Source organism: Propionivibrio pelophilus DSM 12018, from assembly GCF_059569095.1.
Genome location: NZ_JCANUT010000017.1, coordinates 1 through 24,069, shown reverse-complemented (window position 1 = coordinate 24,069; position 24,069 = coordinate 1). Strand labels below are relative to the sequence as shown.

Annotated in this window: 19 protein-coding genes, 3 tRNA genes and 2 riboswitches; of the genes, 16 read left to right on the top strand and 6 right to left on the bottom strand. The window is 62.7% G+C overall.

The genetic code is table 11. From position 1 onward, the window contains the following. Positions 1-7 precede the first annotated feature (7 nt). Genes BO74_RS09260 through BO74_RS09250 form a run of 3 tightly spaced genes read left to right on the top strand, consistent with a single transcriptional unit; the run spans position 8 to position 5,185 of the window. Positions 8-646: a DUF4194 domain-containing protein gene (locus BO74_RS09260; RefSeq protein ID WP_496441770.1), complete on the top strand. Its 639-nt coding sequence runs from the start codon at positions 8-10 to the stop codon at positions 644-646. Next, a complete protein-coding gene (locus BO74_RS09255) occupies positions 639-4,007 on the top strand; it encodes an ATP-binding protein (protein ID WP_496441768.1) in 3,369 nt (1,122 codons plus the stop codon). Before BO74_RS09260 ends, BO74_RS09255 begins: the two co-directional genes overlap by 8 nt. Beyond that, a complete protein-coding gene (locus BO74_RS09250; protein ID WP_496441766.1) occupies positions 4,004-5,185 on the top strand; it encodes a Wadjet anti-phage system protein JetD domain-containing protein in 1,182 nt (393 codons plus the stop codon). The genes BO74_RS09255 and BO74_RS09250 overlap by 4 nt, the downstream gene beginning before the upstream one ends. Positions 5,186-5,192: 7 nt before the next feature. Here BO74_RS09250 and gcvP read toward each other — a convergent pair whose 3' ends face one another. The 3 genes from gcvP to gcvT form a co-directional block, all read right to left on the bottom strand. Then, on the bottom strand, positions 5,193-8,078 hold the full coding sequence (gene gcvP / locus BO74_RS09245) for an aminomethyl-transferring glycine dehydrogenase (RefSeq protein ID WP_496441764.1): 2,886 nt from the start codon (positions 8,076-8,078) through the stop codon (positions 5,193-5,195). Between the two features lie 75 nt (positions 8,079-8,153). Beyond that, positions 8,154-8,537: a glycine cleavage system protein GcvH gene (gene gcvH / locus BO74_RS09240; RefSeq protein WP_496441762.1), complete on the bottom strand. Its 384-nt coding sequence runs from the start codon at positions 8,535-8,537 to the stop codon at positions 8,154-8,156. Positions 8,538-8,585: 48 nt separating this feature from the next. Continuing rightward, positions 8,586-9,665, bottom strand: a complete 1,080-nt coding sequence (gene gcvT / locus BO74_RS09235; protein ID WP_496441761.1) for a glycine cleavage system aminomethyltransferase GcvT — start codon at positions 9,663-9,665, stop codon at positions 8,586-8,588. Between the two features lie 74 nt (positions 9,666-9,739). Further along, positions 9,740-9,842, bottom strand: a riboswitch (glycine riboswitch). Positions 9,843-9,845: 3 nt separating this feature from the next. Next, positions 9,846-9,953, bottom strand: a riboswitch (glycine riboswitch). Between the two features lie 116 nt (positions 9,954-10,069). Here gcvT and BO74_RS09230 point away from each other — a divergent pair. The 7 genes from BO74_RS09230 to rluB are packed head-to-tail and all read left to right on the top strand — an operon-like array spanning position 10,070 to position 15,872. Continuing rightward, entirely contained in the window at positions 10,070-10,906 is an 837-nt protein-coding gene (locus BO74_RS09230; RefSeq protein ID WP_496441759.1) for a 3',5'-nucleoside bisphosphate phosphatase, read from the top strand. A 9-nt stretch (positions 10,907-10,915) separates the two neighbouring features. After that, on the top strand, positions 10,916-11,551 hold the full coding sequence (locus tag BO74_RS09225) for an L-threonylcarbamoyladenylate synthase (protein ID WP_496441757.1): 636 nt from the start codon (positions 10,916-10,918) through the stop codon (positions 11,549-11,551). Positions 11,552-11,555: 4 nt separating this feature from the next. Next, a complete protein-coding gene (locus BO74_RS09220; protein WP_496441756.1) occupies positions 11,556-12,227 on the top strand; it encodes a site-2 protease family protein in 672 nt (223 codons plus the stop codon). 4 nt (positions 12,228-12,231) lie between these two features. Continuing rightward, complete coding sequence (locus BO74_RS09215; RefSeq protein WP_496441754.1) at positions 12,232-13,434, top strand: tryptophan--tRNA ligase; 1,203 nt, start codon at positions 12,232-12,234, stop codon at positions 13,432-13,434. A 54-nt stretch (positions 13,435-13,488) separates the two neighbouring features. Then, positions 13,489-14,382: a segregation and condensation protein A gene (locus tag BO74_RS09210; RefSeq protein WP_496441752.1), complete on the top strand. Its 894-nt coding sequence runs from the start codon at positions 13,489-13,491 to the stop codon at positions 14,380-14,382. Beyond that, complete coding sequence (gene scpB, locus BO74_RS09205; protein ID WP_496441823.1) at positions 14,357-14,929, top strand: SMC-Scp complex subunit ScpB; 573 nt, start codon at positions 14,357-14,359, stop codon at positions 14,927-14,929. The genes BO74_RS09210 and scpB overlap by 26 nt, the downstream gene beginning before the upstream one ends. Beyond that, on the top strand, positions 14,910-15,872 hold the full coding sequence (gene rluB / locus BO74_RS09200; RefSeq protein WP_496441751.1) for a 23S rRNA pseudouridine(2605) synthase RluB: 963 nt from the start codon (positions 14,910-14,912) through the stop codon (positions 15,870-15,872). The genes scpB and rluB overlap by 20 nt, the downstream gene beginning before the upstream one ends. A 4-nt stretch (positions 15,873-15,876) precedes the next feature. Here the strand turns inward: rluB and BO74_RS09195 are convergent, their stop codons facing one another. Both BO74_RS09195 and BO74_RS09190 read right to left on the bottom strand, forming a co-directional pair. Continuing rightward, the gene (locus BO74_RS09195) at positions 15,877-18,684 is read right to left on the bottom strand and encodes an EAL domain-containing protein (RefSeq protein WP_496441749.1); all 2,808 of its coding nucleotides are present in this window, start codon (positions 18,682-18,684) and stop codon (positions 15,877-15,879) included. Continuing rightward, positions 18,681-19,997: a cyclic di-GMP phosphodiesterase gene (locus tag BO74_RS09190; protein WP_496441747.1), complete on the bottom strand. Its 1,317-nt coding sequence runs from the start codon at positions 19,995-19,997 to the stop codon at positions 18,681-18,683. The genes BO74_RS09195 and BO74_RS09190 overlap by 4 nt, the downstream gene beginning before the upstream one ends. A 279-nt stretch (positions 19,998-20,276) precedes the next feature. Here BO74_RS09190 and rpsO point away from each other — a divergent pair, with 279 nt between their 5' ends. Together rpsO and pnp are read left to right on the top strand one after the other, a co-directional pair. After that, the gene (rpsO, locus tag BO74_RS09185; protein ID WP_496441745.1) at positions 20,277-20,546 is read left to right on the top strand and encodes a 30S ribosomal protein S15; all 270 of its coding nucleotides are present in this window, start codon (positions 20,277-20,279) and stop codon (positions 20,544-20,546) included. A 174-nt stretch (positions 20,547-20,720) separates the two neighbouring features. Then, positions 20,721-22,853: a polyribonucleotide nucleotidyltransferase gene (gene pnp / locus BO74_RS09180; RefSeq protein ID WP_496441743.1), complete on the top strand. Its 2,133-nt coding sequence runs from the start codon at positions 20,721-20,723 to the stop codon at positions 22,851-22,853. 101 nt (positions 22,854-22,954) lie between these two features. Here the strand turns inward: pnp and dksA are convergent, their stop codons facing one another. Beyond that, the gene (dksA, locus tag BO74_RS09175) at positions 22,955-23,380 is read right to left on the bottom strand and encodes an RNA polymerase-binding protein DksA (protein WP_496441742.1); all 426 of its coding nucleotides are present in this window, start codon (positions 23,378-23,380) and stop codon (positions 22,955-22,957) included. A 174-nt stretch (positions 23,381-23,554) separates the two neighbouring features. Between dksA and BO74_RS09170 the strand changes: the two genes are divergently transcribed. From BO74_RS09170 to BO74_RS09155, 4 genes are all read left to right on the top strand, one after another. Next, a tRNA-Pro gene (locus BO74_RS09170) sits at positions 23,555-23,631 on the top strand. Positions 23,632-23,670: 39 nt separating this feature from the next. Then, a tRNA-Arg gene (locus BO74_RS09165) sits at positions 23,671-23,747 on the top strand. An 8-nt stretch (positions 23,748-23,755) separates the two neighbouring features. Next, positions 23,756-23,831, top strand: a tRNA-His gene (locus BO74_RS09160). Between the two features lie 30 nt (positions 23,832-23,861). Continuing rightward, the coding region (locus BO74_RS09155; RefSeq protein ID WP_496441740.1) for a hypothetical protein at positions 23,862-24,069 on the top strand (208 nt) is incomplete at its 3' end.

Sequence of the window (24,069 nt, the reverse complement as noted above, 5' to 3'; positions counted from 1 at the left end):
ACACGAAATGGAACAAGACATCACCAGCGCCCCCGATCTTTCGGCTTTACTGATCGGGCTGCTCAAGGGCGTGCAGTATCGCGAGCAGGACGAAACCCAGTGGGCTGCGCTGCTCAACCTGCAGGCGCGGGTGCGTGACTATGTGGCCGTGCTCAACCTTGATTTGGTGCTGGACGAAGCCGAAGGTTATGCCTTCCTCGAGAGTCGCCCGGAACCAGCCGAGGACGATCCCTCACCACGCTTGCCGCGCCTGATTGCGCGCCGCCAGCTCTCCTTCCCGGTGAGCCTGCTGTTAGCCTTGCTGCGCAAGAAACTGGCCGAGTTCGACGCCAGCGGCGGCGACACGCGGCTGGTGCTTGCACGCGACGAGATTGTCGAGTTGGTACGGGTGTTTCTCCCGGCGGGCCCCAACGAAGCGCGGTTGATCGATCAGATGGAAACCACCATCAACAAGGTCGTCGAGCTGGGGTTCCTGCATAAGCTCAAGACCGCCGGTAGCGCGACGGGGCCGGCGAACTATGAGGTGCGGCGGATTCTGAAGGCCTTTGTCGATGCACAATGGCTCGCCGAATTCGACGCGCGGCTGGCGGTGTACCAGACTGCCTTATCTGCCACGAGTACCGGCAAGGGGACGCGCGATGAGTGAAACGCAATCCCTCGCGCTGGATTTCACGGCGGACGATACCCTGTCAGGCTTCCGCCTGAGCCGGCTCGAAGTGTTCAACTGGGGTACCTTTGACGGCCGGGTGTGGACGCTGCAGCTCGACGGCCGGAACGGCCTGCTCACGGGTGACATCGGCTCCGGCAAATCGACGCTGGTCGACGCCATCACCACGCTGCTGGTGCCGGCCAACCGTGTCGCCTACAACAAGGCCGCCGGCGCCGACAGCAAGGAGCGCACGCTGCGTTCCTACGTGCTCGGCCACTACAAATCCGAGCGCAACGAAGTCACCGGCGCCGCCAAGCCGGTGTCGCTGCGCGAACCCAACAACTATTCGGTGATTCTGGGCGTCTTTCACAACGCCGGCTACGACCAGACCGTCAGCCTCGCGCAGGTGTTCTGGATGAAGGATGCGCAGGGCCAACCGGCGCGCTTCTTCCTTGGTGCCGAACGTGACTTGTCGATCACCGACAACTTCGCTAACTTCGGCAGCGACATCACGGCGCTGCGCAAACGGCTGCGGGGCCTGGGCGCCGAGTTGCACGACACGTTTCCGCCCTACGCCGCCTGGTTCCGCCGTCGCTTCGGCATTGAGAACGACCAGGCGCTGGAGCTGTTCCACCAGACGGTGTCGATGAAGTCGGTTGGCAATCTCACCGACTTCGTGCGCAGCCACATGCTCGAACCCTTCGAGGTCGCCCCGCGCATCCAGAAACTGATCGAGCACTTCGACGACCTCAACCGCGCGCATCAGGCGGTGCTCAAGGCGCAGCAGCAGGTCGAACTGCTCACACCGCTGGTGGCAGACTGCAAACGTCATGGCGAACTGCTTGCCGAGGTCGACCGGTCGCGCCTCTGCCGCGACAGCCTGCGTGCCTACTTCGCCGGCCTGAAGCTCGACCTGCTCGACAAGCGCCTGAGCATTCTGGACGAGGAATCGAGCCGTGCCGACGCGCAGGTGCGCCGGCACGATCTCGCCCGCGAGGAACAGGGGCGGCAGGTCGACGAACTCAAGCAGGCAATCAGCGACAACGGCGGCGACCGGCTGGAGCGGCTGGCCGCCGAGATCCGCAATAAGGAAAGCGTGCGCGATGCGCGTCAGGCCAAGGCCGGGCGTTATGGCGAACTCGCGGCGGCTTTAGGCGAACCGGCGGCGCGCGATGAAGCGGTGTTTGCCGCGCAGCGCGCGCAGTTCAAGGGCTGGCGTGAAGACCTTCGCCAGCGCGAGGCCGATCTGCAGAATACGCTGACCGAGCAGGGCGTCAGCCTGCGCCAGGGCAAGCAGGAGCACGAGCAACTGAGCTCCGAGATCGACAGCCTGAAACGCCGGCGCAGCAATATCGATGACCAGCAGATCCAGATTCGCGCCGCTCTGTGCGCAGCGTTGAAACTCGATGTGGAAGAGATGCCCTTTGCCGGTGAGCTGATCCAGGTGCGCGACGACGAACGCGACTGGGAAGGCGCCGCCGAGCGTCTGCTGCGTGGTTTCGGCCTCGCGCTGCTGGTGCCGGATGCGCATTACAAGGCGGTGGCCGAGTGGGTCGACAACAGCCATCTGCGCGGCCGCCTGGTGTATTTCCACGTCCGCCCGCGCAAAGGCGCGGAGCTGCCCGAGCTGCATCGTGATTCGCTCGTCCGGAAACTCTCCATCAAGCCCGATTCGCCACACTACGACTGGCTGGAACGCGAACTGGCGCACCGCTTCGATGTCGCCTGCTGCGCCACGCAGGAGCAATTCCGGCGTGAAACCCGCGCGATCACCCGCGCCGGCCAGATCAAGGACCCTAGCGGCCGGCACGAAAAGGACGATCGTCACCGCATCGATGATCGCAGCCGCTACGTGCTCGGCTGGAGCAACAGCGCCAAGATCGCCGCACTGGAGGCCCGGCGCGGCCAGCTTGAAAGCCGTTTGCAGGAGATCGCCGGTCAGATCGGCGCCATCCAGCAAGAGCGCAACGGGCTGCAAGGCCGGCTCGATGCGCTGACCCGGCTGGAAGAATTCACCCTGTTCGAAGAGCTAGATTGGGCCAGCGTGGCGACCGAGATCGCTACCCTCGAAGAAGAGCGCCGCGCTCTGGAACAGGCTTCCGATATTCTCAAGCAGTTGACTGAGCGCCTGAGCGAGTTGCAACGGGTACTCAAGCAAACCGACACCGAATTACAAACGGCGCGGGACCGACGCTCCAAGGTGGAACAGCGCCGCATCGATGCGCAGGCACTGCGCGAACAAACCGGGCTGTTGCTGCAAGGTGTAGTCGTTGATTCCACTCTCATCGCCACGCTGGAAGCCCTGCGTACCGAAGCGCTGGGCGAGCATCAGCTGTCGGTGGAATCCTGCGACAACCGCGAGCAGGACGTGCGCGGCTGGCTGCAGGCGCGAATCGACAACGAAACGAAGGCGCTCAATCGCTTGGCCGAGAAGATCATCAAGGCCATGGCCTCGTTCAAGGAACTGTTCAAGCTGGAAACCGCCGAGTTCGACGCCAGCCTGGAAGCGGCCTTCGAGTACGAGAGCCTGCTGGCGCAATTGAACCGCGACGATCTGCCGCGCTTCGTTGCCCGCTTCAAGGAACTGCTCAACGTCAACACCATCAACGAAATCGCCAACTTCAACGCGCAGCTCGCGCGCGAGCGCGAAACCATCAAGGAGCGCATCGCCCACATCAACAAGTCCCTGGGCGAAATCGACTACAACCCCGGGCGCTACATCGTCCTCGAATCACAGATCAGCCCCGATGCCGAAATCCGCGATTTCCAGCAAGCGCTGCGCGCCTGCACCGAGGGCGCCGTCACCGGCTCGGACGATGCGCAGTACTCCGAGGCCAAGTTCCTGCAGGTGAAGGAGATCATCGACCGATTCCGTGGCCGCGACGGCCTGTCCGAACAGGACCGGCGCTGGACGGCCAAGGTCACCGACGTGCGCAACTGGTTCCTCTTTGCCGCCAGCGAACGCTGGCGCGAGGACAACAGCGAGTACGAGCATTACTCGGATTCCGGCGGGAAGTCGGGCGGGCAGAAGGAGAAGCTCGCCTACACGATTCTCGCCGCCAGCCTGGCCTACCAGTTCGGCCTGGAATGGGGCGCGGTGCGCTCGCGCTCGTTCCGTTTCGTGGTCATCGACGAGGCGTTCGGTCGCGGCTCGGACGAATCCGCGCAATACGGCCTGAGATTGTTCCAGCAGCTCAATTTGCAACTCTTGATCGTCACGCCGCTGCAGAAGATCCACATCATCGAACCGTTCGTTTCCAGCGTCGGCTTCGTGCATAACGAAGGCGGCCGGGATTCGAAACTGCGTAATCTGTCGATCGAGGAGTATCAGGCGCAAAAGGCGGAGCAACCGGCGTGAGCTGGAGTACGCCGAAAGAGTTCAAGGCACAGCTGCTGCGGCTGTGGGAGCGCGGCGAGCTGCTACGCGACCTGTTCTCCGAACAGGCGCGCTTTCCCTTGCGGTTGCCGGTCAAGGGACCGACATCGGCAGACATCACGGATCGTTTCGAGGCAGTACGCAACTGGGCCGGCACGCTGGCTACTACGCCGCCGCTGCGCGTGGAGTGGCAGGAAGTGCGCCACCGCGTACATGGGCAGCAACGTCTGCCAGTTTGTGTCTGGATCGATTCGGCCGACGAAGCCTTGGGGTGGCTGGGAAAGCGCCGGGAGCGCGATCGATTCATCGATCTGCTGGCGGTTGCGCGAGTGCAGTGCGCTGCAGTCGTGCCCTGGCTGGAAAAGCGCCCCTTGCAGGCGTTGGTGCTCGCTGGCGAATGGCCGAAACTGCTGGCGGTGGTGAACTGGGTCGCAGCGCATCCGCGGCCCGGCATTTACCTGCGCCAGGTCGATGTGCCCGGCGTGCACAGCAAATTCATTGAAGCGCACCGGACCGTACTTGCGGAACTGCTCGATCTGGCTTTGCCTTCCGACTGCGTGGACGCCTCCAAGACCGGCGTCGCACAGTTTGCTGCCCGCTTTGGCTTCCGGGACAAGCCGCTGCGCATTCGCCTGCGCCTGCTCGACCCGGCTATCCGCATCTTTGCCGGATTGGCCGGCCCCGACGTCACGCTGGATGCCGACAGCTTCAGCCGTCTTGCCCTCGATGCGACACGGGTGATCATCACCGAGAACGAGACCAACTTTCTTGCACTGCCCGAAATGCCCGGCGCGCTCGCCATCTTCGGTGCCGGCTACGGCTGGGACGCGCTCGCGCGGGCGCGCTGGCTGGCCCAGTGTTCAGTCCACTACTGGGGCGATATCGACACACACGGCTTTGCCATTCTCGACCAGCTGCGTGGGCATTTCCCGCACGTCAGATCGTTCCTGATGGACCGCGCTACGCTCGAAGCGCACGCCGTTTTCTGGGGGCGGGAGGATGCGCCGCAACGTGCCGACCTCCTCCGGTTGACGCCGGACGAACTCGACCTCTACAACGCCCTGCGCGACAACCGCATCCGCGAAGGCTTGCGGCTGGAGCAGGAATACCTCGGCTTTAACTGGGTGCGCGGACGGCTCGATCGGTTGTCGCGCACATAAAACTGTTTCAGGCGTCGTCGATCGGCCCGCACGAACAGAACAGATTCCGGTCCCCATAGACGTCGTCGATCCGGTTGACGCTGGGCCAGAACTTGTTGGCCGCGACCCACGGCAGCGGGAAGACGGCCTCTTCGCGGCTGTACGGCCGATTCCAGTCACCGACGATGTCCGCCTGCGTGTGCGGCGCGTGCTTGAGCGGGTTGTCGTCGGTGGGCCAGACGCCCTGTTCGATTTTCCGGATTTCCTCGCGGATGGCGATCATCGCGGCGATGAAGCGGTCGAGTTCGGCCTTCGATTCTGATTCCGTCGGCTCGACCATGATCGTGCCGGCCACAGGGAAGCTGACCGTCGGTGCGTGGAAGCCGTAGTCCATCAGGCGCTTGGCGATGTCGATTTCGGCGATGCCCGTCACCGCCTTGATCGGGCGGATGTCGAGAATGCATTCGTGCGCGACGCGGCCGTTGGTGCCGGTGTAGAGCACCGGGTAGTGCTCGTTCAGCCGGGCGGCAACGTAATTGGCGTTGAGGATGGCGATTTCGGTGGCGCGCTTCAGGCCCGTTCCGCCAAGCATCGCGATGTACATCCACGAGATCGGCAGGATCGACGCGGACCCCCACGGTGCGGCGGAGACGGCGCTCTGTCCTTGGTGCGGACCATCGATCGGCTGCACGGCGTGGTTGGCCATGAACGGCGCGAGGTGCGCTTTCAGGCCGATCGGACCCATGCCCGGCCCGCCGCCGCCGTGCGGGATGGCGAAGGTCTTGTGCAGGTTCATGTGGCTGACGTCGGCGCCGATGTGCCCCGGCGAGGTGAGACCGACCTGCGCGTTGAGGTTGGCGCCGTCCATGTAGACCTGGCCGCCGTGGGCGTGAATGACGGCGCAGATTTCCTTGATCGCTTCCTCGAAAACGCCGTGCGTCGACGGATAGGTGATCATCAGGCAGGCCAGGTTCGCTGAATGTTGTTCAGCTTTGGTCTTCAGGTCGGCGACGTCGACGTTACCGTTCTCGTCGCAGTTGACGACGACGATCTCCAGCCCGCACATCTGCGCGGTCGCCGGGTTGGTGCCGTGCGCCGACTTCGGGATCAGGCAGATGTTACGGTGGCCTTCGCCGCAGCTGGCGTGGTAGCGGCGGATGGCGACGATGCCGGCGTATTCGCCCTGTGCGCCCGAGTTCGACTGCATGCTGATCGCGTCGAAACCGGTGATCGTCTTCAGCCAGCTTTCCAGTCCGCCGATCATCTCCATGTAGCCCTGCGCCTGGTCGAGCGGCGCGAACGGATGCAGCCTGGCGAATTCCGGCCAGGAAATCGGGATCATCTCGCTGGTGGCATTGAGCTTCATGGTGCATGAACCGAGCGAGATCATCGAGTGGTCGAGCGCCAGATCCTTGTTCTGCAGCCGCTTCAGGTAGCGCAACATCTCGTGTTCGGTGTGGTAACGGTTGAATACCGGGTGGACCAGGATCGCGTCGGTCCGGCGCAAGGCGGCAGGTAGATATTCGTCCTGCGTCTGCAACTGGCGGTCGAGCGCATCGAGGTCGACGGAGACGCCGGCAACGAGCTTCACCAGCGCCGCGACATCGTCTCGCGTCGTCGTTTCGTTGAAGGCGATGCCAAGGACGCCGTCGCCAACGGGGCGCAGGTTGAAGCCTGCGGCGAGCGCGGCTTGATACACAGACGACGCCTGCACTCCGAGATCGATGCGCACCGTGTCGAAGACATGGGTGTTGAGCACGGCGATCCCCGCCTGCTCGACCGCTGCCGCGAAGAGCGCGGTCAGCCGGTGGATACGCTCGGCAATCGTTTGCAACCCCTGCGGGCCGTGATAGACGGCGTACATGCCGGCCATGTTGGCGAGCAGCACCTGCGAGGTACAGATGTTCGAGTTGGCTTTTTCGCGGCGGATGTGCTGTTCGCGCGTTTGCAACGCCATGCGCAGCGCCCGTTTGCCGCGCGCGTCGACCGAGACGCCGATGATGCGGCCCGGCACCTGCCGCTTGTGTTCGTCGCGGGTGGCGAAATAGGCTGCGTGCGGCCCGCCGAAGCCCATCGGTATGCCGAAACGCTGCGTTGACCCGAGCGCGATGTCGGCGCCCATTTCGCCGGGCGATTTCAGCAGCACCAGCGCCATCGGGTCGGCGGCCACCGCCACCACCCCGCCGAGCGATTTGACGGCGGCGATTGGAGCGGTGAGGTCGATGACTTCGCCAGAATCATTCGGATACTGGAAGAGTGCGCCGAAAACCTCCCGCTGCGCTGCCTCCTCCGGGGCGCCGAAAACCAGTTCGAAACCGAAATAGCCGGCGCGGGTCTTCAGTACGTCGATCGTCTGCGGGAAGCACTGTGCGTCAACAAAAAACAGATTCGATTTCGACTTGCTGACCCGCCGCGCCATCGTCATCGCCTCGGCGGCGGCGGTCGCTTCGTCGAGCAGCGAGGCGTTGGCCAGTTCCAGTCCGGTCAGGTCGATGACCATCTGCTGGTAGTTGAGCAGCGCTTCCAGCCGGCCTTGCGCGATTTCGGCCTGGTAGGGGGTATAGGCCGTGTACCAGCCGGGGTTTTCCAGCACGTTGCGCAGGATGACCGTCGGCGTCAGCGTATCCGCGTAGCCCATGCCGATCAGCGACTGGTTGATGATGTTCTTTTCGGCGATGGTCTTGAGCGCGGCGAGGGCTTCGGCTTCCGACCGGGAGGCGGTCAGCGGGAGCGGCGCCGGCAGGCGGATCGTCGCCGGGACGGTTTCGTCGATCAGCGCGTCGATAGACGCCGCACCGATGGCGTCGAGCATGGCCGGAACATCCTCCGGCGACGGGCCGATGTGGCGAGCGACGAATTCGTCGCGGTTTTCAAGAGCGAACAGGGAAGCGCTGGAGAGAGGGCTGAGCGGCATGACAGGTCCGGGGCGGGCAAGGCGGTCGTGAGAGGACGGGCCGCGCCATGCAGGGCGGCGGCCCATAGGCGGTCGTTATTCCGCCGCGCTGGCAGCGTAGGCCGCGGCGTCGAGCAGGGCGTCGACATCGGCGGCGTTCGCCGGCTTCATCTTGAACAGCCAAGCGGCGTAGGCGTCCTGGTTGACGCTTTCAGGGGCGTCGGGAACCTCGTCGTTCACGGCAACTACGGTTCCGGCGATCGGTGCGTAGACATCCGAGGCGGCCTTGACCGACTCGACGACGGCGGCTTCCTGCTCGGCGGCGAGGTCCTTGCCGACGTCCGGCAGTTCGACGAAGACGAGGTCGCCCAACAACTCCTGGGCGTGGTCGGTGATGCCGACCGTGACCGTGCCATCGGTTTCGACGCGCACCCACTCGTGGCTCTTGGTGTATTTGAGATTGGACGGAATGTTCATCATGGCTCCTGAAAAGTGAGAGTCGGCGGGGGAGGGTAGGTTAGGGCGGGGCTAAATCAGCGCCTTGCCGTTGCGGACAAAGCAGGGTTTGACGATTTCGGCATCGAGCAGCTTGTCGCGGATCTGGACCTTGACCGTTTCGCCGACTGCGCACGCCAGCGGCAGGCGGGCAAGGGCGATGGACTGCTGCAGCGTCGGCGAGAAGGTGCCGCTGGTGATCTCGCCGTCACCGTGCGCGGTGACGACTTTCTGGTGCGCGCGCAGAACGCCCTTGTCGAGCAGCCGCAGGCCGAGAAACTGCTTTTGCTGCGGTCGGGCGAGCAGGGCCGCCTTGCCGACGAAGTCGCGGGGCGCGGCAAGATCGACCGTCCAGGCGAGTCCGGCGTCGAGCGGTGACACGGTTTCATCCATGTCCTGCCCATAGAGGTTCATCCCGGCTTCGAGGCGCAGCGTGTCGCGGGCGCCGAGGCCGATCGGCTTGACGCCGGCGTCGAGCAACTTCTGCCAGAGTGATTCGGCCAACGATGCGGGAAGGGCGAGTTCGAACCCGGTTTCGCCGGTGTAGCCGGTGGTGGCGACGAAATACTCGCCGATGGTGGCGGCGTAAAACGGCTTGAGCGTCTCGCTGGCCGGGCGTGTTTCGGGCAGGACCTGCCAGACGCGGGCCTTGGCGTTCGGTCCCTGCACGGCGATCAGCGCCAGGTCGCGGCGGGCCGTGACGGTTACGTCGAGTTGCCAGTCGGCGAGCCTCGCCGCCATCCACGCCAGATCCTTCTCGGCGGTGCCGGCATTGATGACCACGCGGTAGCGGCCGTCGGCGATGAAATAGACGATGAGGTCGTCGACCACGCCGCCGGCCTCGTTGAGCATCGCGCTGTAAAGCGCCTTGCCGGATTCCTTTAGCTTGTCGACGTTGTTGGCGATCAGGCGCAACAGGAACGCCTTGGCGTCCTTGCCTGTGACATCGACGGCGCACATGTGCGAGACGTCGAACATGCCGCAATCGCGGCGCACCGCGTGATGTTCCTCGATCTGCGAGCCGTAGTGGAGCGGCATGTCCCAGCCGCCAAAGTCGACCATCTTCGCGCCGAGGCGGCGATGGGCGTCGTTAAGGACAGTTTTCTGCGTCATATCAATCCCTTGGGTGAAGGTTTTGAAACGGGATTCAGAAACGAAAAAAGGGTGAACCCTTGCCGGATTCACCCCCCTGTCCTTGTACCTGAGAGATTGCCGCCCTGAACGGCTCATCGGCCGCTCAGAACGTTGCCCCATCGGTGGGCGCCGTGACACAGGCGCCGCTCTCCAGAGTTCATTGCACGAACGGTCCTTTTGCCTGAGCGTTTTCGGGTGGATTGCGCCTTCGGCGGCGGGGGGGTGTGTACCAAGTGCTTCGATGCCGCTCTCTCCCGTTCGCGGAACGAACTATAGCGCGAGGCCGTCGCCGCCTGCAACTGCGAACCTTTCATAATCCGGGTGTGAAAGGGGGGCTGTGCTATCATCCCGCCCTTGCTTTTTCCCCGGATTCTGCCTTTCCTGTGTTCATCGCCGACCTTCATTGTCATTCTTCCGCGTCCGACGGACTGCTGGCACCCGCCGCGTTGGCGGCGCGGGCGGCCGCCAATGGCGTCAATATGCTGGCCTTGACCGATCATGACGATCTCGGCGGTCTGGTGAAGGCACGCGAGGTCGCCGAGCGCTCCGGGGTGCGTTTCATCAACGGGGTCGAGATCTCCATCGAATGGGGCGGCCTGCAGGTGCACATCGTCGGTCTCGATTTCGATATGGGAAACGAGGCGTTGAACGCCGGTCTGGCGTCGATCCGTTCGGGACGTATCAGCCGTGCCCAGCGCATGTCGGCCGAACTGGAAAAAGTCGGCATCGGCGGCTGTTTCGACGGCGCGATGCGCTACTCGGAAAATCCAAGCCTGATCAGTCGTTCGCACTTTGCCCGCTATCTGGTTGAAATCGGCGTCAGCAAGGATGTGCGCAGCGTCTTCGAATCCTATCTCGTGCCCGGTAAACCGGGCTACGTGACGCATCATTGGGCGACGCTCCGCGAGTCAGTCGGGTGGATTCGTGGTGCCGGCGGTATTGCCGTGGTAGCTCACCCCGGGCGCTACAAGTTTTCCCGCCTGGAGATGCGCAACCTGCTCGACGAGTTTGCCGCGTGTGGTGGCCAGGCCATCGAGGTTATCTCGGGAAGCCATTCGCAAGAAAATGTGAACCAATTTTCGCGGCTGGCACGGGAATACCGCTTTCTTGCGTCCTGTGGTTCGGATTTTCACGGCCCGGAAGAGAGCTACATCGACCTTGGTGGAACGCCACCGTTGCCGAGTGGCCTGACGCCGGTCTGGACCGCCTTTTCTTCCTGACAACCGTCCATGGCCCGCTATCTCTCGATTCATCCGGATGACCCGCAACCGCGCTTCCTGGCACAGGCGGCGGAGGTCGTGCGCAACGGCGGCATCGTCGCGCTGCCCACCGACTCCTGCTACTCGCTGGGATGTCGTCTCGGGGACAAGGAGGCCGTCGAACGCATCCGCCATCTGCGCGGTCTCGACGATCGTCATCACCTGACGCTGATGTGCCGCGATCTGTCGGAAATAGCCCAGTTCGCGCGTGTCGACAACGCGCAGTATCGCTTGCTGAAAGCGACGACGCCCGGAAGTTACGTATTCATCCTCGAAGGAACCAAGGAGCTGCCGCGGCGGGTGTTGCATCCGAAGCGCAAGACGATCGGTTTGCGCATTCCTGATCACCGTGTCGCGCTGGCTCTGCTCGAAGAGCTCGGCGAACCGCTCCTGACCTCGACGCTGCTCCTTCCGGGCGAAGAGGAACCCCTGACCGAAGGCTGGGAAATTCAGGATCGGCTCGACGACCTGATCGAACTGATTCTCGACGGCGGCTCTTGCGGCACGACGCCGACGACCGTCATCGACCTGACCAGTGTGCCGCCGACCCTGGTGCGCGTGGGGCGTGGTCCGCTCGAACCGTTCGGTCTGGAAGAGGAGGAGTGAGCCGGTGACGGATTTCTCCGCATTGATCCAGACGATCGCCATCGCGGCCTTGCCGGTCATTTTTGCCATCACCCTGCACGAGGCGGCGCACGGCTACGCTGCGCGCCACTTCGGCGATACGACGGCGTGGGTGGCCGGGCGCATCAGCCTGAATCCGCTGCGCCACATCGACCCGATCGGTACACTGCTGGTGCCGGCGCTGATCCTGATTACCAGCTACTCCGTCTCCGGCAGCGCGATGCTGTTCGGCTGGGCGAAACCGGTGCCGGTCAATTTCGGCCGCCTGCGCAATCCCTTGCGCGACATGATGTGGGTCGCCGCGGCCGGGCCGGCGGTGAATTTCCTGATGGCCTTGGGCTGGGCACTGCTGCTCAAGCTTGCCGTCGAACTGCCCGAAAACATCTATACCCTGCCGATGGGGCAGATGGCGGTGACCGGGATCAACGTGAACCTGGTCCTGATGGTGCTCAATCTGCTGCCGCTGCCGCCGCTCGACGGCGGGCGCATCGCCGTCAGCCTGCTGCCGTATCGGCTGGCCGTGAAGTTTTCGCAGCTCGAGCGCTGGGGCTTTCCCATCCTGCTCCTGCTGCTTTTTACCGACATTCTCGGCCTGATCATGTGGCCATTCGTTTCCTTCTTCAAACAACTGATCCTCTTTCTTTTTCAGCTGATCTGACATCATGTACGCAGAACGAGTCCTTTCCGGCATGCGCCCCACCGGCAGCCTGCACCTTGGCCATTACCACGGCGTGCTCAAGAACTGGGTCAGGCTGCAGAGCGAGTATCCCTGTCTGTTTTTCGTCGCCGACTGGCACGCGCTGACGACACAGTACGACGATCCGCGCGGGATCGAACAGGCGACCTGGGACATGGTCATCGACTGGCTCGCTGCCGGCGTCGACCCGAACAAAGCGGCGCTGTTCATCCAGTCGCAGGTGCCGGAACATGCCGAACTGCACCTGCTGTTCTCGATGATGACGCCGCTCGGCTGGCTGGAGCGCGTGCCGACCTACAAGGACCAGCAGGAGAAACTGGCCGGCAAGGATCTGACGACCTACGGCTTCCTCGGCTATCCGCTGCTGATGAGCGCGGACATCCTGATCTATCGCGCGGACAAGGTGCCGGTCGGCGAAGACCAGATTCCGCACGTCGAGTTCTCGCGCGAACTGGCGCGCCGCTTCAACCACCTGTACGGGCGTGAGCCCGGTTTCGAAGAAAAGGCCAAGGAGGCGGTCGGCAAACTCGGCAGCAAGAACAAGCGTTCCTTCGAACACCTGCGCACCCGTTTCCAGCAGGACGGCGACGCCGGCGCGCTGGAGCAGGCCCGTGCGCTGGTTCAGGAAGCGCAAAGCCTGTCGCACGCTGACCGCGAGCGGTTGATGGGTTATCTGGAAGGCACCGGCAAGATGATCCTTGTCGAGCCCGGCTACCTGCTGACCGAGGCGTCGAAGATGCCCGGCCTCGACGGACAGAAGATGTCCAAGTCGTACAACAACACGATCACCCTGCGTGAAGACGCCGCCTCGGTGACCCAGAAGGTCAAGCGCATGCCGACCGACCCGTCGCGCGTGCGCCGCACCGATGCCGGCGATCCGGACAAGTGCCCGGTGTGGCAGCTGCACCAGGTTTATTCCGACGAGGCGTGCAGGGACTGGGTGCAGAAGGGCTGCCGCAGCGCGAGCATCGGCTGTCTCGAATGCAAGCAGCCGGTGATCGACGGCATCCTCAAGGAACAGGCGCCGATGCAGGAACGCGCCCAGACCTACCTGGACAACCCGGCGCTGGTGCGCGACATCATTGCCGACGGCAACGCCAAGGCGAGCAAACTGGCGCGCGAGACCATGCGCGACGTGCGTGCCGCGATGGGACTGAGCTATCGCTGAGCCAAAACCCGTCGCCGGTTGTCACCGACCGGGGAAAAAGGAATCGATGAACCGATGAACGATGGCGCTGTGATCGAACAGGTTCCCGAAACCTCCAGTGAGGTGATTACACCGCTCGCCCGCATCTACGGGCAGCCGGTCGAGCAGTTGCCGCTCGACCTGTACATTCCGCCGGATGCCATGGCGGTGATGCTCGACGCTTTCGAGGGGCCGCTTGACCTGCTGCTGTACCTGATCCGCAAGGCCAACGTGAACGTCCTCGATATTCCGATGGCGCCGCTGACCGAGCAGTACCTGACCTACGTCGAGGCGATGCGCTCGCACAATCTAGAACTGGCGGCTGATTATCTGGTAATGGCAGCGATGCTGATCGAGATCAAGTCGCGCATGTTGCTGCCGAAGATCCGGAGCGTCGAGGGCGAGGATGTGGAAGACCCCCGTGCCGAACTGGTCCGGCGCCTGGTCGAGTACGAGCAGATGAAACAGGCGGCGCGGCGGATCGACGAGTTGCCGCAGGCCGAGCGCGACTTCGACTGGGTCGAGGTGTGGGTCGAGAAATCCATGCTCCGGCGTCTGCCGGAGGTTCGCCCGGAGGATTTGCGCGATGCCTGGCAGGCCATCGTGCGGCAGGCCAAGTTGCATACCCGGCACACGATCCAGCGCGAGGAACTGTCGGTGCGCGAGCACATGGGGGTGATTCTGCGGAAGCTGCGCGACGCGGGTGGCTTCGTCGAGTTCGTGGACATGTTCGATGTGACGCTCGGCGCACCGGTGCTGGTGGTACATTTCCTCGCCATGCTGGAACTGGCGCGCGAGCATTTGCTGGCAATGACGCAATCGGAAGCGTTTGCCCCGATTTACGTGAGACTGACCGATGGACGAAGCGACGATGGAACCGACTACGAGGCCGCTGATGGAGGCGATGCCGGAAGCGACGACGCCGGATAACCCGGCGCAGCTCAAGCGCGTCCTCGAAGCCGTGCTGCTCAGCGCGATGCAGCCAGTGACGCTTTACGAGCTGAAAAAGGCTTTTGCCGACGAGATCGGCGGCGATGTCCTGCGCGTATTGCTGGAGGAATTGCGCGGTGAATGGGCCGATCGCCCGCTCGAACTCGTGCAGGTGGCGAGCGGCTGGCGCTTTCGTACCCGCGCCGAGTTCCTGCCGTACCTGGAACGGCTCAACCCGGAAAAGCCGCCCAAGTATTCGCGTGCCGTGCTGGAAACCCTGGCCATCATCGCCTACCGTCAACCGGTGACCCGCGGTGACATCGAGGAAATCCGTGGCGTGACCGTGGCGACACAGGTGGTGAAGACGCTTGAAGAACGCGGCTGGATCGACGTCGTCGGCCATCGTGATACCCCCGGGCGTCCGGCGCTGCTGGCGACCACCAAGAAGTTCCTCGACGACCTCGGCCTGCGCAGCGTGACCGAGCTGCCGCCGCTGGAAATGATCAACCAAACCCTGGATCTGACCGATGTCCAACAAACCGCGTAACACGCCCTTTCGCCCCGCATCGCCCGATTCCCGCCGTTCGCGCGCGCACAAGCCGGTTGCCGATGACCTCGATACGGTAGAAGCGACGACGGAGAAAAAACCGGCGAGGGAGGGGCGGCCCGCTATCGCCCCGACGAAGCGCAGCCGGCATGTAGAGGCCCCGGTGAAGGCCGAACGCCTGCACAAGTTGCTGGCGCAGAGCGGGATCGGCTCGCGTCGGGAGATGGAAGAGCTGATCGCCGCCGGCCGCGTCACGGTCAACGGGGAAATCGCACAGATCGGCCAGTCGGCGACACCGGCCGACCGGATCAAGGTCAATGGACGGCTGGTCAACCTCAAGTTCTTCAGTCGGCCGCCGCGCGTGATCATCTACCACAAGCCGGAAGGCGAGATCGTCTCGCGCGACGATCCGGACCATCGTCCGAGCGTCTTCAATTCGCTGCCGCGTCTCTCCGGTTCGCGCTGGGTGGCCGTCGGCCGGCTCGACTTCAACACCAGCGGGCTGCTGTTGTTCACCACCTCCGGTGAACTGGCGAATCACCTGATGCATCCGCGCAATAATCTGGTGCGCGAATACGCGGTGCGCGTGCTCGGTGATTTGTCGCTCGAGGCGCAGCAACGACTGTTGCAGGGGGTGGAACTTGACGACGGGCCGGCCCAGTTTTCCACCTTGCTGGACGCCGGCGGCGATGGTGCCAACCACTGGTATCGCGTCTCGCTGTTCGAAGGGCGCAACCGCGAGGTGCGTCGGATGTTCGAAGCGGTCGGCGTGACGGTCAGCCGCCTGATGCGGGTGCGTTACGGGCCGTTCATCCTGCCGCCCAATCTCAAGCGCGGGCAGGTGCTCGAACTCGACGAGCGCGAGGTGCAGAAGCTGATGGGCGATTTCGGCATGGATGTGCCGCCGGTTACACGCCGCGTCACGCCACGCCGGGGGAAATAGCGCTTCAGGTTGTTCTGCGGTCGCCGACGGCCGCAGTGCCCAGCGTATTCATCGCGGCAATCATGGCGTTGCTCAGCGCGAGCAGTTCGCTGAAGCGCTGGCTCGCTGCGTCTGTCTGTCCAACGGCATGCAGATTCAGGATTTCGCGGGCGAGTTTGTGCACCTCGTTGTGCAGTACGCCAACGTCGTCGTATGCGGAAGACTGTCCGTAGCACCGTTTCCCGTCGCCTTCAAGCCAGTGTCCGAAACGGCATTTCCCACTGTCCAGTTCGGGCGTGGCGACTTCCGGGTCGGCGAGTGCCTCTTCCAGTTGCTTCATCCAGTTGCGGTGGTCGACTTCCGCGTAGGTGATCGGCAGTTCGTTACGCTGGGGGAAGGTGTTGCGCGGGGCCGACCACGCAGGATTCGGGCGCCACTCGGCAATCCACGCGGGCAATTCGTTGGCGGGCATCGGGCGGGCGATGCCGTATCCTTGCGCGAGGTCGCAGCCGAGACGGAGCAGGAGTTCGCCGTGTTCGGATGTTTCGACGCCCTCGGCGATCACGGTGCGACGGAATGCGGTTGCCAGACCGATGACCCCTTCAACGATGGCCAGATCGTCAAGATCCCAGAGCATGTCGCGGACGAAGCTCTGGTCTATCTTGAGTACGCTGGCCGGGAGCCGTCGCAGATAGGTCAGGGACGAATAGCCGGTACCGAAGTCGTCGAGGGAGAAACGGACACCGAGCGCCTGACAGTCGTCGATCAGTTGGGATATCTGGGCCACGCCTTCGAGCGCGGCGGATTCGACGACCTCCAGTTCCAGCCTGTTCGGCTGGATTTCGGGATAAGCGGCCAGCTTGTTGCGCAACTGCGGAAGGAAGTCGTTCTGCTGGAGGTGGTTGGCCGCGACGTTGACACTGACGACGAGGTCGAGCCCCTGTCTTTTCCATGCGGTCATTTGGGTCAGTGCAGCTCCGATCACCCACTCACCGACACGTATCGCCAGTTCGCTTCCCTCGATCAACGGCAGGAATTCGCCGGGAGGCAGCGTTCCACGTTCGGGGTGATGCCAGCGGATCAGCGCCTCGGTGCCGACAACCGCCCCCGTGCGCATATTGACCTTGGGCTGGAAGAATAGCGCGAACTCGTTGTTTGCCAGGGCCTCGTCGATGCGTCGAAGGCTTTTCTGATGGGTCCGGGTCAGGCGGTCTTCTTCGGGGTCGAACATCTGGTAGCGGTTTTTCCCCGCCTGTTTTGCCTGATACATGGCTTGATCTGCGTGACGCAGCAGCGTGTCGGCGTCGCAATTGTCTTGCGGGAAGAGGGTAACGCCGAGACTGGCCGAGAGCTGCAGGGTGTGCTGTCGGATCTTGACCGGCGAAGCGGCCGCCTGCAAAAGCCGTGAAAGAACCGCGTCGCATTCGCTGCGAGTTTCCAGGTCGGTGAGAACTGCAACGAACTCGTCGCCGCCCAGTCGCGCCAGCGTGTCGCCTTCGCGCAAGGTGTCACGCAGGCGCTGGGCGATGGCGATCAGCAACTGGTCACCTATTTCGTGGCCGTGTGCGTCGTTGACCTCCTTGAAACCGTCGATGTCCAGATAGACAAGCGCGAGACTGCGCTGGTGACGGCGGGACTGCGCGATCGCCTGGTGCAGACGGTCGGCGAGCAGCACCCGGTTAGGAATGCCCGTCAGCGAATCGTAATGGGCGAGACGTTCGAGCTGCTGCTGATGCTCCTTCAGGTCGGTGATGTCGGAGAACAGTGCAACGAAATGCAGCGTCGCCTCATCGACGTCGTTCACCGCCGTGATGCTCAGGTATTCAGCGTACAGCGAACCGTTCTTGTGGCGGTTCCATATTTCGCCTTGCCAGTATCCGCGCGTCGTCAGGTCATTCCACATGGCCTTGTAGAACGCCTCGTCATGCCGGCCCGACTGCAGCATACGCGGATTCTTGCCGAGCGCTTCTCCCCGGCTGAAGCCGGTGAGGTGGGAGAAGGTGTCGTTGACGTCGACGATGTTGGCCGAAGCGTCGGTGATCATGATGCCTTCGTGGGCATGGGAGAAAACGCTGGCAGCAAGCTTGAGGCGCGTCTCCGTTTTTTTCCGTTCGGTGATGTCGGTGAAGGTAAAAACGCGGCCGATGATCAGCCTGCCTTGTCGTGCCGGGCGCGATTTGCGCTCGAGAATCCGGTCATCGACAAGGTGGACGATGTCCTCGGTTTCTTCGTCGCTGTCGGGGCGAATCGAGGCGAGACGTCGCCGGTAATCAGCGGGGTCGCGTGCGCGGGACGCCAGGAAGTCGAGCAGTGCGACATCGTTCTGGGCCAGCAGCACTTCTTCGGGAATGAGCCACAGTTCGGAGAAGCGGCGGTTTATGTTGATGACGGCACCGTCACGGTCAACGAGCAGGATGCCGTCGGCCGTTGCCTCCAGCGTGGCGCGTAATCGCGCACCCGTGTCGGCAAGCGCGTTTTCGGTGTGACGCAGCGAGCCGCTCGGGACAGCACAGACAACCAGCGCGTCAGGACGGCTTCGCGGCCGGAAGATCGTCTTGCTGGCCGTCAATAATTCGCCGTCGGCGCACAGGTAGGAGGCTTCGGCATGGTGCTCCTCCGGTGCCAGGCCTTGGCGCACTTCCTCCCAGAAGAAGACGTCGGTCAGCGCGCATTCGATATCGGTGATTTGACGCCCGATCAGGGCGTCGTGCCTAAAACCCAGGTGTCGCGAAGCCGCGCCGTTGGTCATCCGGATTTCAAGTGTCTGCATGTCAACGAGAAACAGCATCTCGTTGCCATGTTCAAGCAGGAGTTCGTAATGTTCCTTGCTCATGAAGCCGCCGGCCCGGAATGAACGTTATTGTCGAAAAAGTACGCCACCCGCTTGCGCGGACTCAGATAGCTCATGATCGGCGCAGGCAGCATGGCGGGACGCAGCGCCTTGGTGATATTGATGCCGGTCTCTCGTTCCAGATCGAGCAGGACGGCTTCCTCCTTCGGCACATTTTCGTCGTAGACCATGACCCACGGGCGGAGCGGACGTTCCGGATTGACCGACATTACCAGTGCCACCGCATCGTTCGACAGGGCCACGATGGAACCCGGTGGGTAGACGCCGAGGCAGCGGATCAGGCGCTGAAGAATCGTCGCGTCGAATTTGCTCCGTCGTTGTCCGAAGAGCAGCGAAAGCGCTTCGTGCGGCGTAACCGCCTGGGTAGGGTCGACCGGGTTGCACAGGTTGTCGTAGTGGTTGACCAGCGCGACGATGCGCGCCGGCAGCGCGATCTTGTCTTCTCTCAGGCCCCCTGGGTAGCCGCTGCCATCGCTCATTTCGTGGTGCTGGAAGATGATGGCAAGAACATCCGGGGCGAGGCCGAGTCGCTTGCCGATGCGCAGGCCGTATTCGCAGTGCATCGCACGCAATTCGCGCTCGGGGCGGGTGAATTCGTCCGGTCGCATCTTCAGCAGCCGGTCGGGGATCTCCATCAGACCGATGTCGTGCAGCAGGGCGCCCAGTCCGAGAATGCGCGCCTGCTCGGCGGAAAAATGAAGTCCCTTGGTCAACATCATGCTGAGCACGGCAACGTTGAGACTGTGCGAGTAGGCTTCGTCGTTACCGTTGTCCTCGCACATCAGAAGCAGCGTCACTTCGGGGTTTTCGAGGAAGGCGACGGTCATGCGGTCAACCAGCTGCGCCATGTCCCTGATCGTCTCTTCCGGGGTGTTGATAAGGTTCCGGTTCAGGCTGCGCAGGCTGGCCGCCGTCTTGAGGAAGTCCCGGTTGACCTGCTCGATGCGGGAACGCCGCTCGCCGATCAGGCGAATCCGCATCTGTTTTTCGATGAGCAGCGGGGAGGCTGCGTCAGGGCGAAGCGGAATGGTGCTATCTTTCCCGGCGATCGTCACGGGAGGCGTTTGTCTGGCAGACGGCGGCGCCGTCGGCGGGAGGCTGCGTTCCGGGTCGTACCTGAATCTTCCCTCTCCCAGCGACTGGAGAGTGCGCACCTGCTCCTCGGAAGCGATGCGGAAGCTGTTAAGGGTGAAAGGATGCTGGAACCAGGGCAGGTCGATGAAGATGAAAAGACCTGTGCGCAGTTGGTTGGCTGCGACGAAGTGTATGTGGTCCGCAGTTCTATCCTTTGTCACGTTGGCTACTGGTCCGGTGGTTGTCTCAGGTTTTCCTGGTTAGTTCTCGCGCCAATCCCTTGCCTCAGGCAGGTCTCCGCGCAATGTAGCTGCTTTGCCGAGATGCGGTCAATCTATTGATGTGCTGTGTTTCCGTAATGCAGAAAGTCCGCTTGCCGAGCGTTGGTGCCAAGGATATAATCCGCGCCTCGCTTTGCCGGCGAGGCTTGTTTGTTTCTACATCGGGTGCTGGCTCTATCAAACCGGGGCGGCTCGCATTTCAAGGAAAGAGAGTTTGACATGGCAATTACCGTGGCGCAAAAAGCGCAAATCATGAATGAATACCAGCGTTCCGCTGGCGATACCGGTTCCTCGGAAGTTCAGATCGCGTTGCTGACCGCACGCATCAACGACCTGACCGGGCACTTCAAGGAACACATCAAGGACCACCACTCGCGGCGCGGTCTGCTGCGCATGGTCAGCCGCCGTCGTACCCTGCTGGACTACCTCAAGCGTACGGATGTCGATTCGTACCGCTCGCTGATTCAGCGCCTCGGCCTGCGCAAGTGATCTTGCCTGCCGAACCGCGGTGCGGTCGGGGTCATTCCGTTTTTGAATAAGCAACAGCGGACAGCCCGTAAGGGGTGTCCGCTGTTCTTTTTTGCAGTTTCGCCTTAAAGGCGTGTTGACGAAAGTGCGTGCCGGTGTCGTGGGTACGCGTAATGGACTTTTCGAGAGGTAACAATGTTTAAGATCGCCAAGAAGACTTTCACTTACGGTGGGCACCAGGTAACCCTGGAAACCGGTGAGGTTGCCCGTCAGGCCGATGCGGCCGTCATGGTGTCGATGAACGACACCGTCGTTCTGGTCAGCGTGGTCGGCGCCAAAAAGGTCAAGCCGGGGCAGGATTTCTTCCCGCTCACCGTTGACTACATCGAGAAAACCTACGCTGCAGGGAAAATCCCCGGCGGCTTCTTCAAGCGTGAAGGTCGCCCCTCCGAGAAGGAAACGCTGACCTCGCGCCTGATCGATCGTCCCCTGCGTCCGTTGTTCCCGGACGGCTTCTACAACGAAGTGCAGGTCGTGGCGATGGTCGTCTCGCTCAACCCGGAAATCGATCCGGACATCCCGGCGATGATCGGCGCGTCGGCAGCCATGGCCGTTTCCGGCATTCCGTTCAATGGTCCGATCGGCGCGGCCCGCGTTGGCTACATCGACGGCCAGTACGTGGTCAATCCGACCCTGTCCCAACTGAAGACCAGCCAGCTTGATCTGGTGGTCGCGGGAACGCAATCCGCCGTGCTGATGGTGGAATCGGAAGCCGATATCCTGCCGGAAGACGTCATGCTCGGCGCCGTGGTCTACGGCCATGAACAGATGCAGACAGTGATCAACGCGATCAACGAGTTCGTCGAAGAAGCCGGCAAGCCCGAGTGGGACTGGACGCCCGCAGCGAAGAACGAAGAACTGGTGGCCAAGCTGAACGCGCTCGTCGAAGCCGATCTGCAGGAAGCCTTCCGCATCACCAGCAAGCAGAAGCGTACGCTGCGCATCAATGAAATCTCGGCCAAGGCCGTCGAGGTGCTGACCGCCGGCGACGACGCTCCGGACGCTGCCACGATCGGCAACCTTTTCTTCGATATCGAATCGCGCATCGTTCGCGGACGCATCCTTGGCGGCGAGCCGCGTATCGACGGTCGCGACACGCGTACCGTCCGCCCGATTTCGATCCGTACCGGCGTGCTGCCGCGTACGCACGGTTCGGCCCTGTTCACGCGTGGTGAAACCCAGGCGCTGGTCGTGGCGACCCTCGGCACCGGGCGTGACGAACAGATTATCGACTCGCTCGCCGGCGAGTACCGTGATCGCTTCATGCTGCACTACAACTTCCCGCCCTACGCCACCGGCGAATGCGGGCGTGTGGGTACGCCGAAGCGTCGCGAAATCGGCCACGGTCGTCTGGCCAAGCGGGCGATGCTCGGCGCCTTGCCGAAGGCGGAAGATTTCTCCTACACGATGCGCGTCGTTTCCGAAATCACCGAGTCGAACGGTTCGAGCTCGATGGCTTCGGTCTGTGGCTCCACCCTGGCGCTGATGGACGCCGGCGTGCCGCTGAAGGCGCACGTTGCCGGTATCGCCATGGGCCTGATCAAGGAAGGCAACCGCTTTGCCGTGTTGACCGACATCCTTGGTGATGAGGATCACCTCGGCGACATGGACTTCAAGGTGGCCGGTACGGAAACCGGTGTGACCGCGCTGCAGATGGACATCAAGATCCAGGGGATCACCAAGGAAATCATGCAGGTCGCACTGGCTCAGGCCAAGGAAGCCCGTCTGCACATTCTTGGCCAGATGCAGACCGCCGTCGCTGCGCCGCGCGAGGAAGTGTCCACCTACGCACCGCGCCTGTACACGATGAAGATCAATCCGGAGAAGATCCGCGACGTGATCGGCAAGGGCGGCGCCGTGATCCGCGCCATCACCGAAGAGACCGGCACGACGATCGACATCCAGGAAGACGGCACGATCACCATCGCGTCGGTCAACGGGGATGCCGCCGATGCAGCGAAGGCCCGCATCGAAGCGATCGCCGCGGACGTCGAAGTCGGCAAGATCTACGACGGCACGGTGCTCAAGTTGCTCGACTTTGGCGCGATCGTCAGCATCCTGCCGGGCCGCGACGGGCTGCTGCACATCTCGCAAATCGCCAACGAGCGCGTCAATGCGGTCGCCGATTACCTGAAGGAAGGCCAGAAAGTGCGCGTCAAGGTGCTTGAGGCCGACGAGAAGGGCCGCGTCCGTCTGTCGATGAAGGCCGTTGCTGCCGAAGAGGCTGCGCAAAAGGCCGCTTCGGAAGAAGGGCAGCCGCAGCAGTAAGGCAGGCGGTATTGCTCCAAACAAAAAGGACGCCTCGGCGTCCTTTTTGTTTGTCTGGAATGCAGAAGAAGCGGCCGATGCTACGCGGCGGCGTCGAAGAATTACTTTGCGACCTGCTTCTCGCGGACTTCTTCCAGCGTCTTGCAGTCGATGCAGAGCGATGCCGTCGGACGGGCCTCAAGGCGTTTGATGCCGATTTCCACGCCGCAACTGCTGCAGTAGCCGTAGTCGCCGCTATCGATCAGCGCGATCGTCTCGTCGATCTTCTTGATCAGCTTGCGTTCGCGGTCGCGGTTGCGCAACTCGATGGCGATGTCGGTTTCCTGACTCGCCCGGTCGTTCGGGTCGGCGAAGACGGTTGCTTCGTCCTGCATGGTATGTACCGTCCGCTCGATATCGTTCATCAGTTCTGCCTTGAGCGTTTCCAGGATGGTGCGGAAATGCGCCAGTTGCCTCTCGCTCATGTATTCCTCGCCCTTCTTGGGAACATAAGGGGCAAACTGTTTGTGCAGCATTTGTTCAGGCATGTTTAGACCGTCCGTACGTTTTTGCAAAGAGGCGATTAAATATCAGAAATGGTCCGACACTGCAAGCAATCCCTGTGCGGTAACGCGTCAATATTCGTTGATGCGTCGAATCGCATAAAAATTGCAATTCGTGATTGACCGACCGGCGGGCTATCTGTAGAATGCGCGCTTCTTCGGGGCGTAGCGCAGTCTGGTAGCGCATCTGCTTTGGGAGCAGAGGGTCGTGAGTTCGAATCCCACCGCCCCGACCAGAATTAGTGCAGTAAGCGTTCCCGAAAGCCTCGCGCCTCGCGCCCGTAGCTCAACCGGATAGAGCACCGGCCTTCTAAGCCGGGGGTTGTGAGTTCGAGTCTCGCCGGGCGCGCCAGAACAACGGCGGTGTTAGCTCAGTTGGTAGAGCATTGGATTGTGATTCCAAGGGTCACCGGTTCAAGCCCGGTACATCGCCCCAGTAGTACCAAGGCCTGCAGAGGATTCCTCTGTGGGCCTTTTTCATGTGCGCCCGGCACGGGCGCACTCCTGCGGGTGCAAGTCCCGCCGTGAGTTGATCACCGCGAACGAAGTGAAGCGCAACTGCGTGAGGGCGACCGAGCGTGGGGAGGAAGCGTGGATCGTAATCTGCGAGCCGATGGACAAGAACCGGATAGAAGGCGCTGCCGAGCAGGGCGAGCGGGCATGGAACCGCAAAG